Annotated in this window: 13 protein-coding genes; 7 read left to right on the plus strand and 6 right to left on the minus strand. The window is 63.9% G+C overall.

Annotation, left to right across the window (positions count from 1 at the left end; genetic code table 11):
* The first annotated feature begins 292 nt into the window (after positions 1–292).
* Positions 293–634 (plus strand): FliH/SctL family protein, encoded by a 342-nt coding sequence (locus GJ668_RS00005; RefSeq protein ID WP_155448066.1) that lies wholly within the window; start codon positions 293–295, stop codon positions 632–634.
* A gap of 57 nt (positions 635–691) precedes the next feature.
* On the opposite strand, the gene gspE is transcribed toward GJ668_RS00005, so the two are convergent.
* From gspE to GJ668_RS00030, 5 genes are all read right to left on the minus strand, one after another.
* Positions 692–2,488, minus strand: coding sequence for a type II secretion system ATPase GspE (gspE, locus tag GJ668_RS00010; RefSeq protein WP_155448067.1), 1,797 nt, complete (start codon positions 2,486–2,488; stop codon positions 692–694).
* Between the two features lie 36 nt (positions 2,489–2,524).
* Positions 2,525–4,426 carry a polysaccharide biosynthesis protein gene (locus tag GJ668_RS00015; RefSeq protein ID WP_155448068.1) on the minus strand — a complete coding sequence of 634 codons (1,902 nt, stop codon included), beginning with the start codon at positions 4,424–4,426 and terminating at the stop codon, positions 2,525–2,527.
* The gene (locus GJ668_RS00020; protein WP_155448069.1) at positions 4,423–5,469 is read right to left on the minus strand and encodes an MraY family glycosyltransferase; all 1,047 of its coding nucleotides are present in this window, start codon (positions 5,467–5,469) and stop codon (positions 4,423–4,425) included. Before GJ668_RS00020 ends, GJ668_RS00015 begins: the two co-directional genes overlap by 4 nt.
* Before the next feature lie 20 nt (positions 5,470–5,489).
* Positions 5,490–6,821, minus strand: a complete 1,332-nt coding sequence (locus tag GJ668_RS00025; RefSeq protein ID WP_155448070.1) for a S41 family peptidase — start codon at positions 6,819–6,821, stop codon at positions 5,490–5,492.
* A gap of 80 nt (positions 6,822–6,901) precedes the next feature.
* Positions 6,902–8,197, minus strand: coding sequence for a murein hydrolase activator EnvC family protein (locus GJ668_RS00030; RefSeq protein WP_155448071.1), 1,296 nt, complete (start codon positions 8,195–8,197; stop codon positions 6,902–6,904).
* Between the two features lie 108 nt (positions 8,198–8,305).
* Here GJ668_RS00030 and GJ668_RS00035 point away from each other — a divergent pair, with 108 nt between their 5' ends.
* The 6 genes from GJ668_RS00035 (at position 8,306) to GJ668_RS00060 (ending at position 14,440) form a co-directional block, all read left to right on the plus strand.
* Positions 8,306–8,674 carry an ArsR/SmtB family transcription factor gene (locus GJ668_RS00035; RefSeq protein WP_155448072.1) on the plus strand — a complete coding sequence of 123 codons (369 nt, stop codon included), beginning with the start codon at positions 8,306–8,308 and terminating at the stop codon, positions 8,672–8,674.
* Positions 8,675–8,722: 48 nt separating this feature from the next.
* A complete protein-coding gene (locus GJ668_RS00040) occupies positions 8,723–9,145 on the plus strand; it encodes a rhodanese-like domain-containing protein (RefSeq protein WP_155448073.1) in 423 nt (140 codons plus the stop codon).
* Positions 9,146–9,212: 67 nt separating this feature from the next.
* Entirely contained in the window at positions 9,213–9,692 is a 480-nt protein-coding gene (gene secB / locus GJ668_RS00045) for a protein-export chaperone SecB (protein ID WP_155448074.1), read from the plus strand.
* A 2-nt stretch (positions 9,693–9,694) separates the two neighbouring features.
* Entirely contained in the window at positions 9,695–10,699 is a 1,005-nt protein-coding gene (locus tag GJ668_RS00050) for an NAD(P)H-dependent glycerol-3-phosphate dehydrogenase (protein ID WP_155448075.1), read from the plus strand.
* Positions 10,700–10,818: 119 nt separating this feature from the next.
* Positions 10,819–12,447: a hydroxylamine reductase gene (gene hcp / locus GJ668_RS00055; protein ID WP_155448076.1), complete on the plus strand. Its 1,629-nt coding sequence runs from the start codon at positions 10,819–10,821 to the stop codon at positions 12,445–12,447.
* A gap of 124 nt (positions 12,448–12,571) precedes the next feature.
* A complete protein-coding gene (locus tag GJ668_RS00060; RefSeq protein WP_155448077.1) occupies positions 12,572–14,440 on the plus strand; it encodes an aryl-sulfate sulfotransferase in 1,869 nt (622 codons plus the stop codon).
* A gap of 113 nt (positions 14,441–14,553) precedes the next feature.
* Here the strand turns inward: GJ668_RS00060 and GJ668_RS00065 are convergent, their stop codons facing one another.
* Positions 14,554–14,835, minus strand: coding sequence for an RNA recognition motif domain-containing protein (locus GJ668_RS00065; protein WP_155448078.1), 282 nt, complete (start codon positions 14,833–14,835; stop codon positions 14,554–14,556).
* Positions 14,836–14,964: the final 129 nt, after the last annotated feature.

Raw genomic sequence — 14,964 nt, forward strand, 5'->3', positions numbered from 1 at the left:
GCCATCGAACGCGACCCGGCGGCCATCATCAAGCGCTTTGATGCCGAAGAGCGGCTCAAGGGCCTGGATGCCGAAGAACGCCTCAGGGGTCTGGATGCCGAAGAACGCCTCAAGGGTCTGGATCCAACCCTGATCGAAGCCTGGCTCGCCAAGCAGCGAAGCGATCACTGAGGGTGGTCACAGACCCCGTCGCCGAATTACGCCATGGCACGCCGCCTGTACGTCCGGCGCCAAAACGGTGGCCGGATCGAAGTGCGCCACCCTCTTCGAACACTGGCGATAGGACACCACCATGAGCACTCACACCTACGCCCCGGTACAACGGGCGATCGAAAAACTGCGCGCCCTGAGCGCCGATGAAGAAGCCCGCTACTGGGCCGAAGCGCGCGAAAAAGCCCTGCGCGATGAAGCCACCCTGCTGCTGGAAGCGCGCGAGGAGGGCCATCAGGAGGGCCGCGAGGAGGGCCGCCAGGAGGGCGAACAGATCGGGTTGCAGAAAGGCCGCCAGGAAGCGGCCCGCGAGATGGCTCGTAATCTCATCAAACTCGGCCTGCTGAACGATGTCCAGATCGCACAGATCACCGGACTAAGCGTGGCGCAGATCGAAGCCGTGCGTACAAGCGGAACGCCCTGAGCGCCGCCAGCGAGGTTGGCTGAAACCGCTGAGACAGCCGGCCACGCACGCCCCCCATCAATCCGCCTCAGCCACGCGCAACACGTCCTCGATGGTGGTCCGCCCGTCGAGCGCCTTGCGCAGTCCATCCTGATACATCGTCTCCATGCCTTCCTCCATCGCGATTCGCTTGATATCGGAAGCCGTCGCGTGTGCCAGGATGGCCTGACGAATCGCCTCGGACATGATCAGCACCTCGGTGATGACCAGCCGCCCGCGATAGCCGGTGCCGTTGCACTGCTCGCAACCGACAGCGCGCTGGAGATCGACCTCACCGACCAATCCGCTCAAACCCTTGATATGCGCAAAACGCGCGGCCAGTTCGGGCTGGGCGCGATAGGACTCGCGACAGTGCGGACACAGTCGGCGCACCAGACGCTGGGCCAGAATGCCGTTGATGGTCGAGGTCAGCAGATAGTCCTCGACCCCCATGTCCAATAAGCGCGTCACGCCGCTGGCCGCATCATTGGTATGGAGCGTCGAGAGTACGACGTGGCCGGTCAGGGCCGACTGCACGGCAATGCGCGCCGTCTCCAGATCGCGCATCTCGCCGACCATGATGATGTCCGGGTCCTGGCGCACGATGGCGCGCAGCGCACCGGCGAAGGTCATGCCGATCGCCGACTTGACCTGGATCTGATTGATGCCGGGCAACTGGTACTCGACCGGATCCTCGACCGTGATGATCTTACGCTCCTGAGTGTTGAGCCGACTGAGCGCGGTGTAGAGCGTGGTGCTCTTGCCCGAGCCGGTCGGCCCGGTGACGAGCAGGATGCCGTAGGGTTGCTCCAGGATGGTGTTCAGGCGCCCGCGCGGCGTGCCGTCGAAGCCGAGCGCGTCGAGATCGAAACGCACGCTCTCCTTGTCCAGCAGACGCATGACCACGCTCTCGCCGAACATGGTCGGCACGGTCGAGACGCGCAGATCCAGCTCCTTGCCCTGAATGCGGATCGGGATGCGCCCGTCCTGGGGCAACCGACGCTCGGCGATATTGAGCTTGGCCATGATCTTCACGCGCGAGATCACGGCCGCCGTGGAACGCGTCGGCGGGGCCTCGACTTCCTTCAGGATGCCGTCGACGCGATAGCGCACCTTGAGTTCATCGGCGAAGGGTTCGATGTGGATGTCCGAAGCACGCGACTCAACGGCGCGCTGGATGAGCTGATTGACCATGCGGATGACCGGCGCCTCGCTGGCCAGATCCTTCAGGTGCTCGATGTCCTCCTCGTCGAAATCGCCGAAATCCGCCTCGGACTCGCCGGTCGCGGCGTCCTCCTCGACCTTTTCATAGAGCCGTTCGATAGCCGATTCGATCTCGCTCGGCAACGCCACCACGGACTCAATCGCGCGGTCGGCGGCCAGACCGACCGCCGCCCTGACGAAGTCATCGACCGGATTGGCAAAGGCCACCCGCAGACGTTCGGCGTTCTCGTCGAGCACCAGAACACGCGCATCCTTCATGAAACGCAGCGTGAGCAGATCCTCGCGCACTGGCTCGGCCGGAAAATCGGCGGCATTGGCCAGCGGCAGTTCCAGTACCTCGGACATGGCCAGCCCCATGTCGCGCTCGGAGACCAGTCCCAGACGCACCAGCAGCGGCAACAGCGCCTCGCCGGCCTCATCGGCCAGACGCCGGGCGCGCGCCATGTCAGCGGCGGTCAGCTTGGATTGAGCCAGCAGGTGCGTCGCGATCTTGAACTCGGCGCTCGGTTCAGGCGCCACGGATGCGGTCTCCAGCGCGTCCTGGGTGAATTCCGGCTCGTCGCGCCAGGCGTTGATCGGCGGCGCGTCGTCTAGGATGGCGTCTTCCGGCATCGAATCAGTCTCGGGTCTCGTTGAACATGGACAGGATCATGCAGCTGTCTCGTGTCGATCCTGGATCATCCCGTCGTCCCTGTCCATCGGCGCCGCGCCAGGTCCGGGACGCCATTCAGGCAGCAGCTCGCGCAGGCTGAGCCGGATGGCCTCGGGTTCAGCGCTCGCGAGACCGTGCTCCAGACGACCGAGGCGTTCGCCCAGCGTCTGGCTGGACAGGCCGTTTGTCTGGCGCGCGCTCCGGATCTTGGGATGACGGGTCGCGATGAGCACCTCGGAGTCGTGGAAGAGTTCTTCGTAGAGCTTTTCGCCCGGACGCAGACCCACATACTCGATGGCGATGTCCTCGCCCGGTTCGCGCCCCGAGAGCCGGATCATCTGTTCGGCCAGATAGCGGATCTTGATCGGCTCGCCCATGTCGAGCACGAACACCTCGCCACCGTCGCCGATCACCGCCGCCTGCATGATGAGCTGGCTGGCCTCGGGGATGGTCATGAAGAAGCGCTCGATCTTGGGATGCGTCACGGTCACGGGTCCACCGTGCTCGATCTGACGTCGAAACAGTGGCACCACGCTGCCGGCTGAGTCGAGCACATTACCGAAGCGCACTGTGATGAAGCGACAGTCCGAGCGACTGTCCAGATCGCGGCACAGCATCTCGGCGAGGCGCTTGGTCGCGCCCATGACATTGGTCGGATTGACGGCCTTGTCGGTCGAAATCAGCACGAAGCGCTCACAGCCGCTCGCGGCGGCGGCTTCGGCTACGCGGCGCGTACCGAACACGTTGTTCTTGACCGCCGCGCGCGGCTGATCTTCCAGGAGCGGGACATGCTTGTAGGCGGCGGCGTGGAAGACGATTGCCGGGCGCTCGTCGCGAAAGAGCGCCGCGATCGCGGTCGCGTCGGTCACGTCGAGCAGATGGCGCGCGATCGGCAGCTCGGGGTGGGTTTCGCTCAGCTCCATCTCGATGCGATAGAGATTGAATTCGCCATTGTCGACCAGGATCAGACGCGCCGGGCCGGCCGCGGCCAGTTGGCGCACCAGCTCCGAGCCGATCGAGCCGCCCGCGCCTGTGATTAGAATATCGCGTCCGGCCAGTCCGGCGTGAATCTCGCGCCAGTCGAGCGCGACCGGCTCGCGTCCGAGCAGATCCTCGATCGAGACCGGGCGCAGTTGGTGGAAATCGACCTCGCCAGCCAGGATTCCGCGCAACGCCGGCAAGATGCGGAACGGACGCCCGGTCTGCTCGCAGAGTTCGACCAGACGGCGCATCTCGCGGGCGCTCGCTCCGCTCACGGCGAGCATGATGAGTTCGATGTCGCGTTCATGCACGATCTCGGGGATAGCCGAGCTTGAACCCAGGACCGGCAGCCCCTGGACCTCGCCGCCCTGACGCCGGAGTGTGTCGTCGACGAACCCGACCGGAAAATAGGCGCGGCTGGGGTCGCGCAGCAGATCGCGCGCCAGCAGATCGCCCGCGCGGTCGGCACCGACGATCAGCACCCGCTGACCGGAGGACAGATTGAGACGATGATCTTTCAGCCAGCGATAGAGCAGACGCGGACCGGCGAGCAGGATGAGCTGGACGCCGAAATAGAGCACAGGCACCGAGCGCGGGACATGGAGCGAGCGGTTGAGGATGAAGAGCGCGACCACCACCAGCGCCGTGCCGACCAGCACCGCCTTGGTGATGCGCACCAGATCCGGGATCGAGGCGAAGCGCCAGACACCGCGATAGAGTCCGAACAGCCAGTAGACGCCGGCCTGGATCGGAATCAGCCAGGGCAGCGCCTGGAGCGCGCCGTGCAGAAACTCCGGCGGCACGGTGTCGAGATTGAAGCGCAGCCAGTAGGCGAGCATCCAGGCGACCGGGATGCTCAGCAGATCGTGCGTAAAAGCCGCTGTGCGCGAGCGCAGCCGGTCGACGAACGGATTCATGCGGGGTCCATCTGGGCGTTGCGCTCGACCAGCCCGACCTTGAGATGAATCACCCCATAGATCACGGCCCAGGCGCCGAGCAACAGCCATTGATCGCTGGGCGTGAGTCCAGGGGCGGCGATCGCGCAGGCACTCAGCGCCGCCATCAGACCATAGGCGCGCAGCACCGTGCGCCGATGGCTCCAGCCGGCCAGCACCAGACGCTGATAATGGTGCGAGCGATGGGCTTCCCAGACGCGCTCGCCGCGCGCCAGACGCGCCAGCAGGGTCCAGGTCGCATCGACGATGAAGGGCGAGAACGCCAGCCAGGCGACCCAGAGCGCAAAGAGTCCGAGCTGAGCACCCCAGAGCGCGAGCGCGGCCGCCAGCAGACCCAGGCTCGACGAGCCGACATCGCCCAGGAAGATGCGTGCCGGCGGAAAGTTGCTGGCCAGAAAACCTGCCGAAGCCGCCGCCACACCCAGACAGATCAGCGCATAGACCGGCTCATCGCCACGCCAGCCGAGCCAGGCCAGGGTCAGAAAACCAAAGACCGCCATGCCGCCGGCCAGACCGTCCATGCCATCCATGAAGTTGTAGAGATTGATCATCCAGATCACGAACAGCAGCGTGAGCACGAGCGCCAGCCAGCCCGGAAACACCAGCGTGACGCCAGGCAGATCCAGGTGGCTCCAGCCCAGTCCGCCGAGCATCAGCCATCCGGCCGCCAGCCCATGGGCGGCCAGTCGCGCCAGCGGCGAAAGATCACCGAGATCGTCGAAAAAGGACACCAGCGCAACCAGGATCAGCGCACCCGCGATCCAGACCAGCGCGCCATCCATCCAGCCCAGCCCGAATGCGGCCAGGAGCGTTAGCATCACGCCCGCCAGCACGCCCAGACCGCCCGAGCGCGGCACAGGTGCAACATGCAGCGAGCGTTCGTTCGGATGATCGAGTGGACCGAATCCCGAACCCGCCCGCGTCGCCAGCCAGCGCGTGAGCCAAAGGCTCAGGCCCAAAGCGAGTACCGAGACGACGACGAGCGGGACGATCGCGGACGACATGGGCGGTCAACTTCCAGCTTTCAGCGGCGGGGCGCCGCGTCAAGGATGTTCAGTCCCTTGAGCACATTGAGTGCTTCTGAGAGCTGGAAGTCCTCGACCGCCAGTGGCAACTGTTCTTCCGGCTCAGCCGCTTTTTCGGTCGCGGGCGTCTGCCCATCGAGATGCCGGATCAGATTGGCCTCCTTGAGCGAGCCAAGTCCTGGATCGGCGAGCGGTTTGAACTCGCCGCGCTCCAGCGCGATATCGGGTGCAATGCCGTGGGCCTGGATCGAGCGCCCGGACGGCGTGTAATAGCGCGCCGTCGTCAGCTTCAGAGCCGAGTCCTCGTCGATCGGTACGATGGTCTGGACCGACCCCTTGCCGAAGGTCTGGGTGCCCATGACGATGGCGCGCCGATGATCCTGGAGCGCCCCGGCGACGATCTCGGAGGCCGAGGCGCTGCCGGCGTTGACCAGCACCACGATGGGCGCACCGTCGAGTACGTCGTCCGGGCCGGCCTTGAAGCGCATCTGACTGTTCTTGACCCGGCCCTCGGTATAGACGATCAGTCCATCGGTCAGGAAGGCATCGCTGACGCCGACCGCGCCATTGAGCACACCGCCTGGATTGTTGCGCAGATCGAGCACCAGCCCCTTGAGCCGGCCTTCGTTGGCCTGTTTGAGTTCATCGATCGCTTTGAGCATGTCGTCGGTGGTGTGGGCCTGGAAATGCGTCAGTCGCACATAGCCGAATCCAGGGGCCAGCATCCGGCTCTTGACGCTCGCGACCTGGATCACAGCGCGTTCGAGGACGACCTCAAAGGGTTTGTCGTCGGTACCGCGCAGGATGGTGAGCTGAATCTGGCTGCCGGGCTTGCCGCGCATCAATTTGACGGCCTCGTTCAGGCTCAGGCCCTTCACCGGCTTGTCGTCGATACGCACGATCATGTCACCGGCCTGGAGTCCGGCGCGCTGGGCCGGGGTGTCGTCGATCGGTGCGATGACCTTGACGAAACCGTCTTCCATGCCGACCTCGATGCCGAGTCCGCCGAACTCGCCGCTGGTGCCGACCTGGAGTTCACGGTAATCCTCGCCATTGACATAGGACGAGTGCGGGTCGAGTCCGGACAGCATGCCGCGGATGGCGTTCTCGATCAGGGACTGGTCCTTGACCTCCTCGACATAGTCCTCCTTGATCCGTCCGAACACATCGGCGAAGGTGCGCAGCGTGTCGAGTGGCAGATCCGGTTCCGTGCTCGACGTGGTCGGCGCGGATGGAACTGGGTCAGGCTCGATGGCGGCCGGTTCTTCGGCACAGGCGACGGCGCCGGTCAGCAGGCCAAGACACAACGGCAGAACGAATGGAAAGCGCATGATCGTGAATTCCTAGCGGACGGTGGCTAGATAGGGACGAAAAACGGATTTGGACAGCGTGTTACAAAGGATCGCATGTTTCACGTCGATTCGACAGATTCGGCTGCTTCGGACCGGACGGGCCAAACACGACTGGAGCGCTGGTCATAGCGGCCATGACTCGCGCACCAGGCCGCCGGATCCTGCGGGCGTCCATTGTGCCGGATGGCGAAATAGAGCACTGGCTCACGGCGTCCGCCGCTTTTGCCGCTGAGCGCGATCGGGTCGCCGGTCGCGACCCATTCACCCACTTCGCGCAACAACGCCTCGTTGTGGCCATAGAACGTCATATAGCCGTCGCCGTGATCGATCACGATCAGGAGGCCGAAACCGCGCAGCCAGTCCGCATGGACCACGCGCCCCTCCTTGACCGCGCGGACCTCCTCACCCTCGTGCGCGGCCAGCAGCACGCCATCCCAGTCGATCTCAGAGGCCTCCTTGCGCGTGCCGAAGGCCGCGAGGATGTGGTTCTCCAGGAGCGGCCAGGCCAGCTGTCCCTTGAGCGTGGCGAATGGATCGTGCTGAATATCCAGCTCAGCCCGGATCTGGGCGTGCTGACGCAGATGTTCAACGAGCATCTTCAGTGACTCGGCATCGCGCTTGAGTCCTTCCAGGGTCTCGGCGCGACTGCTGATGGCGGACTCGAGATCGCGCAACACCTGCGCACGACGCTGTTTGGCTTGTTCGAGCCGCCGGCGCGTGGCCTCCTGACTGCGCGCCAGCTCGGCCAGTCGGTGCGCTTCCTCCTCGGCGCTGCGGGCGAGCCGGTCGAGTCGCTCGGCGCGTTGCTGCACGGCCTGGATGCGCTTCATGCGCTCGCGATTGAAATAGGCGAAATAGGACATGACACGGCTGGCGCGGGTTAGATCCTCCTGGTTGAGCAACAGACGCAGACGATCGGCGCGCCCCATGACATAGGCCGTTCGCAGCAAATCCGAGAGCAGATCGAGCTCGACGCCCAGTGCCGCGCGTTCCTCGACCTGGCGCGCGCGCAGTTCGCTAGCGACCCGATTGTGTTCCGCGACCAGACGTTCCAGCTCGCGATTGGCCAGCGACAGCTCAGCGACGTTGCGCTCGCGCGCTTCCAGTTCCGCAATCAGGGCGCGCCGATCCTCACTGCGAACGGTCAGTTCACGCCCGATCTCCTGAACCTGACGCTGGGTCTCGCTGAGATCCTGCTGGCGCGCGTCGAGCGCCGGGTAGCTGTCCGATTGGGCGAGCAGCAGGCTCGACGAAGACAGGAGGCCGGCCAGGAGCCATGACGAGAATCGACCGCGAGCGCGCGCCTGAGTTCCTCGTCGGAGCGTCGGATTCGATCCAAGAGTGCGACTAGACATCGATGGTGTCCGAGATTGATGACGTTGCGTGCTTCGCGTCCGAGTATTTCGTCGTTGCCCGGAAAACGTTTATCATTGTACGGTGATAAATCGATCAGATGCGATTCAATGGTAAGCAACCCGAGTCATTCCTCACGCCCGGTGTTGAATCTCCCCGAGAACACATTCGAGGAGATCGACCTGTTCGCCGACGACGCGGACATCGAGCGTGCCTCGCGCTCGCTCAAGGCGATGTCGCATCCACTGCGTCTGAAGATCCTCTGCACGCTCGGTGATCAGGAGATCAGCGTCCAGGAGATCGTCGAGCATGTCGGCACCTCGCAGAGCAACATCTCGCAGCATCTGGCGATCCTGCGCGACAAGGGCATTCTCGCCTCGCGCAAGGATGCCAACCGCGTCTACTATCGCGTCAGCGACAATCGCACCCTGCAACTGATCGGGATGATGCGCGAGGTTTTCTGTCATCACACCCGCTAGGGCGAGCCGCCCAGCCCGATCCCCATTCCGAACGAGACGGCTCACACCATGTCACAACTCATCGAGTTCATCGGTAACCATTGGATTCTCTTTCTGGCCCTGATCGTGATCCTGGGCCTGTTGATCCACAATCTCATCGTCGGCGGCAAGGGCAGCGTTGGGCCGCTCCAGGCCACCGAGATGCTCAATCATCGCGAGGCGGTCATCATCGACGTGCGTCCGGCGGCGGACTATGCGCGCGGGCATATCATCAACGCCCTGAACATCCCGATGAACGGCTTCAACAACCAGCTGGCGACCCTGAACAAATACAAGGGCCGACCCATCATCGTCAATTGCCGCTCCGGCGCCCAATCCTCCGTGGCCTGCGCGCACCTGCGCAAGGCCGGGTTCGAGGAGGTCTACAACCTCCAGGGCGGCATCATGGCCTGGGAGTCCGCGAGCCTGCCCCTGACACGCAAGAAACGCTGAGCCATCGTGGCCCGGTGCGCACCGTCACTCGAACTATTCATTCACATCAACAGAGCTAGGTAACGGCATGGCCGAAGAGCAACAGACCAACGAACGTCAATTCTCCGTACAGCGCATCTATACCAAGGACGTCTCCTTCGAGTCGCCCAACGCCCCGGATATCTTCCGTGGCGAGTGGAAACCGCACCATGAGCTCAACCTCAACACCAAGATCAACGCGCTCGACGCCGGCATCTACGAAGTCGTGCTGGAAGTGACGGTGACGGTCAAGGTCGAGGAAAAAACCGCCTTCCTGGTCGAAGTCCAGCAGGCCGGTATCTTCACCGCGCAGGGTTTCTCCGAGGACGACCTCGGGCCGCTGCTCGGCGCCTATTGCCCCAACCTGCTCTTCCCCTATGCGCGCGAGGTCGTCTCGGATCTGGTCGTCAAGGGCAGCTTCCCGCAACTGGTGTTGCAGCACGTCAACTTCGACGTCCTCTTCGCCCAGCATCAGCAGCAGGCCGCCGAGCAGGCACAGGCCGGCGGCGCTAAACCGGTTCAGCATTGACTATGAGCACGCTGGCCCGGATCGCGCTGCTCGGCCCCGGCTCCTGGGGTACGGCCCTGGGGCTGCAACTGTGCCGCAACGGTCACGCGGTGCGACTCTGGGGCCATGAAGCCGCTCAGGTGGCGGCGATTCGTCGCGATGGCGAGAACCGTCACTTCCTGCCCGGTCATCCCATTCCGGCCGGGATGCAGCCAACCGACTCGCTCGATGAAGCACTCGCGGACGCGACCGACTGTCTGGTCGTCGTTCCGAGTCAGGCGTTTCGCTCGGTCGCGCGCCAGTTGGCCGAGCGTCTGCCGTCCGGCTTTGGCGTGGCCTGGGCGACCAAGGGGCTGGACGTGGCCAGTGGTCAACTTCTGCATACGGTCGCACGCGAAGAACTCGGTGAGCGTCCGCTGGCCGTGGTCTCGGGTCCGAGCTTCGCCGGTGAGGTTGCGCGCGGGCTGCCGACGGCGGTGACGGTCGCCTCCGGTCAGGCCGAATTCGCGACCCGTTTCGCCGCCCTGCTGCACGGACAGACCTTCCGCTCCTATACCAGTCCGGATATGGTTGGCGTTGAGATCTGCGGTGCGGCCAAGAACGTGCTGGCCATCGCTACGGGAATTGCCGATGGTCTGGGCTTTGGCGCCAACACGCGCGCGGCGCTCATCACACGCGGACTGGCCGAGCTGATCCGGATCGGAACCGCGCTCGGCGGCCGGCCCGAGACCTTCAACGGACTGGCTGGACTTGGCGATCTGGTCCTCACCTGTACCGACGATCAATCGCGCAACCGCCGGATGGGGCTGGCGCTCGCACGCGGCAAGACCGTGGACGAGGCCAAAGCCGAGATCGGTCAGGAGGTCGAGGGCGTCGTCACGGCACTGGCCGTCCATCGTCTCGCCAAGCGGCTTGGCATCGAGATGCCGATCAGCGAGCAGGTCTATCGTGTGCTTCATGAGGGCGTCTCGCCGGCCGAGGCCACGCGCGCGCTTCTGGAGCGCGAACCCAAGCCCGAGTTCGTCTAACGCCGCGTCCGCAATGGCCGGTGTCGTGTGTTGATTTGACCTACATCAAGTCGCTCAGCGCCGCTTGCTGACATGCTTGTCTCATCGAACCCATCCGTCCGAACGAGAGCGAGCCTGTCATGAGTATGTTCTGTTTCCAGTGCGAAGAAGCGTCCAAGGGTTTTGGTTGCACCACCAAGGGTGTCTGCGGCAAGCATTCCAAGACCGCCCATTTGCAGGATCTGCTGGTCTATCTGCTCAAGGGACTGGCCGTGGTCGCCGAGGATGCGGCCCGGCAGGGCCGGCCTGATCCGGGCGTGGGTCTGTTCATCACCCAGGCGTTGTTCATGACCATCACCAACGCCAATTTCGACGACGCGCGGCTCAAAGACCGGATTCAGGCCATCATTGCCCGCCGCGAGGCGCTCAAGGCATCCATCGGCTATGCCGGCGATCTGGATGCCGTCAACTGGATCGGCACGCCCGATCAATACGAGACCAAGGCCCTGGTCGTCGGCGTGCTGTCGCAGGCCGACGAGGACGTGCGCTCGCTGCACGAACTCCTGGTCTATGGTCTCAAGGGCATGGCCGCCTATACCGATCATGCCGCCGTCCTCGGCTTCGAGCAGCCCGAGATCTATGACTTCATGGTTGCCGCCCTGGCCGCCTCGCTGACCGAATCCGACATCCAGACCCTGATCGGCTGGGTGCTCAGGTGCGGCGAGTTCGGCGTGACCGCCATGGCGCTGCTCGATGAGGCGAACACCACCGCCTACGGCAACCCCGAGATCACCAAGGTCAATCTCGGCGTGCGCGATAATCCCGGCATCCTCATCTCCGGGCACGACCTCAAGGACATGGAGGAACTGCTCAAGCAGACCGAGGGCACCGGCATCGATGTCTACACCCACAGCGAGATGCTGCCGGCGCACTATTATCCGGCGTTCAAGAAGTACGCACACTTCGTCGGCAACTATGGCAACGCCTGGTGGGAACAGGACACGGAGTTCGCGTCCTTCAACGGCCCGATCCTGATGACCACCAACTGCATCACGCCGGTCAAGGACGCCTATCGCGATCGGATCTTTACCACGGGTCAGGCCGGTTGGCCGGGCGCCATGCACATCGCCGACCGTCCCGAGGGTGGCGCCAAGGACTTCTCGCCGCTGATCGAGCGCGCCCGCAGTTGCGCGCCGCCAACTGAGCTGGAGCAGGGCGAGATCCTCGGTGGCTTTGCCCATGCACAGGTGATGACACTGGCCGACACCGTGATCGAAGCCGTCAAGTCGGGCGCCATCAAGCGCTTCGTTGTCATGGGCGGTTGCGACGGACGTCACAAGTCGCGCTCTTATTACACCGATGTCGCCAAGGCGCTGCCCAAGGAGGCCGTGATCCTCACCGCCGGCTGTGCCAAGTATCGGTACAACAAGCTCGATCTCGGCGACATCAACGGCATCCCGCGTCTGCTCGATGCCGGACAGTGCAACGACTCCTATTCGCTGGCCATTATCGCCCTGAAGCTCAAGGAGGCGTTCGGACTCGACGACATCAACGAACTGCCGATCTCCTACGATATCGCCTGGTACGAACAGAAGGCGATCATCGTGCTCCTGGCGCTGCTGCATCTGGGCGTCAAGCACATCCGGCTCGGACCGACCCTGCCGGCCTTCCTGTCGCCGAACGTGGCCAAGGTGCTGATCGAGAACTTCGACATCAAGCCGATCGGCGATATCGAAGAAGACGTGCGGGCGATGATGGCTGCCGCCTGAGTCGACAGCGCGTCCAATTCGGTCAGCGTGCATGACAGACGGCGGATGAGGCGTCTGAATCGCTGACCGATCCTCCGCATTGGTACATACTGCGCACTCTTGTATCCAACGGGAGGTATGGCCGATGCGCTACGCGATTCGCTTCACGATCTTCATGGCCCTGGGTGGGCTACTAGATCTGTCAGTGGCCGGGGCCGCGACGCTCATTGCCGATCCGCCATCGCCACAACCCGCTGGCACCACCATCACCTTTACCATCGACGGAGACGGAGCCGCGAACGCGCTCTACCGTTTGAGCGTCGGGTCCGCGCTGGGGCCGGATCAGCCCGAGGTCGTCTACGATGGTTCGCGCGACAACGTCCTGGAGTGGACGCGGATCGATCCCGGTGTCTATCGCGTCGTGGCGACGGTCCTGAATACCGAGACCGGCGAGGAGCAGGTCGCCGAGCAACGCTTCAATATTGAACCGGCCGTACCGCCACTGACACCCTGGGCCGTGGCGCTGCCGACGTCCAATCCGCTGGTGGCGCTCTATGTCGCGCCGCCCTGTCCGCCGCCGGCGCGGATGCGCGTGCGTTTCGAGGCGCCGGGCGACGGTCAGGACTGGACGACCAGCCCGAAACGCTGCGAGCCGGGCGTGCCACTGCATTTCCAGGTAGCCGGGATGCGTGAACAGACCCGCTATCGGATGTGGCACGAGATCCTCGGCCCCGGCGAGGCGGTGATCGTCCGTTCAGACCCGCTCGATTTCACCACCGGCACGGCGTTGATCACGATCTCGGAGGCCCGGATCACGCCCGCCGACACCGCCTGGGACGGGACGCCCGAACCTCTGATCTGGAACTCGACCCTCATCGGCAATCCGACGCTCGGACTGGATCCTTATATCCATGCGACCGATCTCGCGGGCCGGCTGGTCTGGTATCTGGACACCCCAACCTGGGCGGTGCGGCCAAGTCACGGCGGTACGCTCTGGGTCATCCGGCCCGACCCGCTTAGCGGCATCCGTGACACGGTTCTTGCCAAGGTGGATCTGCTCGGTCAGGTCATCAAGCAGACCCGTGTCGAGGCGCTCAACCGTCAGCTCGCGCAACTCGGGTATGCGGATCGCATCAACGACATCCATCACGACGTGCGCGACCTGCCCAATGGCCAGATCGCCTTCATCTCGACAGTCGAGCGCCTGGTGACGGATGTGCAGGGGCCGGGCACGGTCTCGGTACTCGGCGACATGATCCTGGTCGTCGACCAGAACTTCGTGATTCAGTGGGTCTGGAACGGCTGGGATCATCTGGACCCGACCCGACTGGCGACGCTCGATGAGGTCTGCCTGATCGGCATGGCCGGCTGTCCGCCCTTCCATCTGGCCGAGCAGTCCAACGACTGGATGCACGCCAACAGCCTGGCCTATACGCCGGACGGCAATCTGATCCTCTCGGTCAGGCATCAGGACTGGATCGTCAAGGTGCAGTACGCCGATGGCGCCGGGGATGGGCGCGTCCTCTGGCGGCTTGGACCCGAGGGCGATTTTGCGCTGATCGGCGGCGAGTCCGACGACTGGTTCTCGCACACCCATGATGCGAGCTTCATCAGTGAAAACCGCCTGCTGGTCTACGACAACAGCAATCAGCGTTGCACCGCCGAGACGCCGTCCCCAGACTGTCAGAGTCGCGGGCAGGTGTGGGAGATCGATGAACAGGCGATGACGGCTGAATTGGTCTTTAACCGGGATCTCGGTGAATTTGCCTTCGCCGTCGGCTCAGCGCAGCGACTGCTGAGCGGCGATTACTGGTTCAACTCCGGAATGCTCGGCAGCTTCGCCGCGCCGCGCGCGACCTTGCTGGAAGCTGGACCGGATGGTGTGATGCGGCGCCAGATCGAACTCGATATGCTCCACTATCGATCCTATCGTCTGCGCGATCTCTATTCGGTGCCGCCGGCCTGGGATGTGCCCGCCTGGAACAGCCATGCCGGAGAACCGTCTTTTTGGTAGGTCGTTGCGTGTGGTCCGGGCGCCGATCGAGAGCGGCGATTTCTTCGGACACAAAAAAGGCCGCAGAACGCGGCCTTTTTCAGCAACAGCCCGCAATGGGCTGGAGCCGGCTGTTACCAGCGCTGACCACCGCCGCTACGCGACGGACGGTCAGAGCGTGGCTTGGCCTGGTTGACGCGCAGCGGACGCCCCTTGAGCGGGGTCTCGTTCAGACCCTTGATGGCCGCGTCGGCCTCGGAATTGCTGGGCATTTCGACGAAAGCGAAGCCCTTGGAATCACCGGTGAACTTATCGGTGATGAGGTTTGCACTCTCGACATTGCCGTAGGCACCGAAAGCCTCGCGCAGATCATCTTGGGTCACGCTATAGGCCAGGTTGCCAACATAAATATTCATCAGTCTCGGTCTCTTGGGGAACTGCGCATCGATCAAAAGGAACTCCGGTGCCGGCCGATGCGCCCGCTGGCTGGAGTGGGTGCGGTTCAGCCTGAGCCGTTCCGCGAAACTGTTGTAAACGCTAAGCCG

The organism is Allochromatium palmeri, assembly GCF_009720725.1.
GTDB classification, from domain to species: domain Bacteria; phylum Pseudomonadota; class Gammaproteobacteria; order Chromatiales; family Chromatiaceae; genus Thermochromatium; species Thermochromatium palmeri.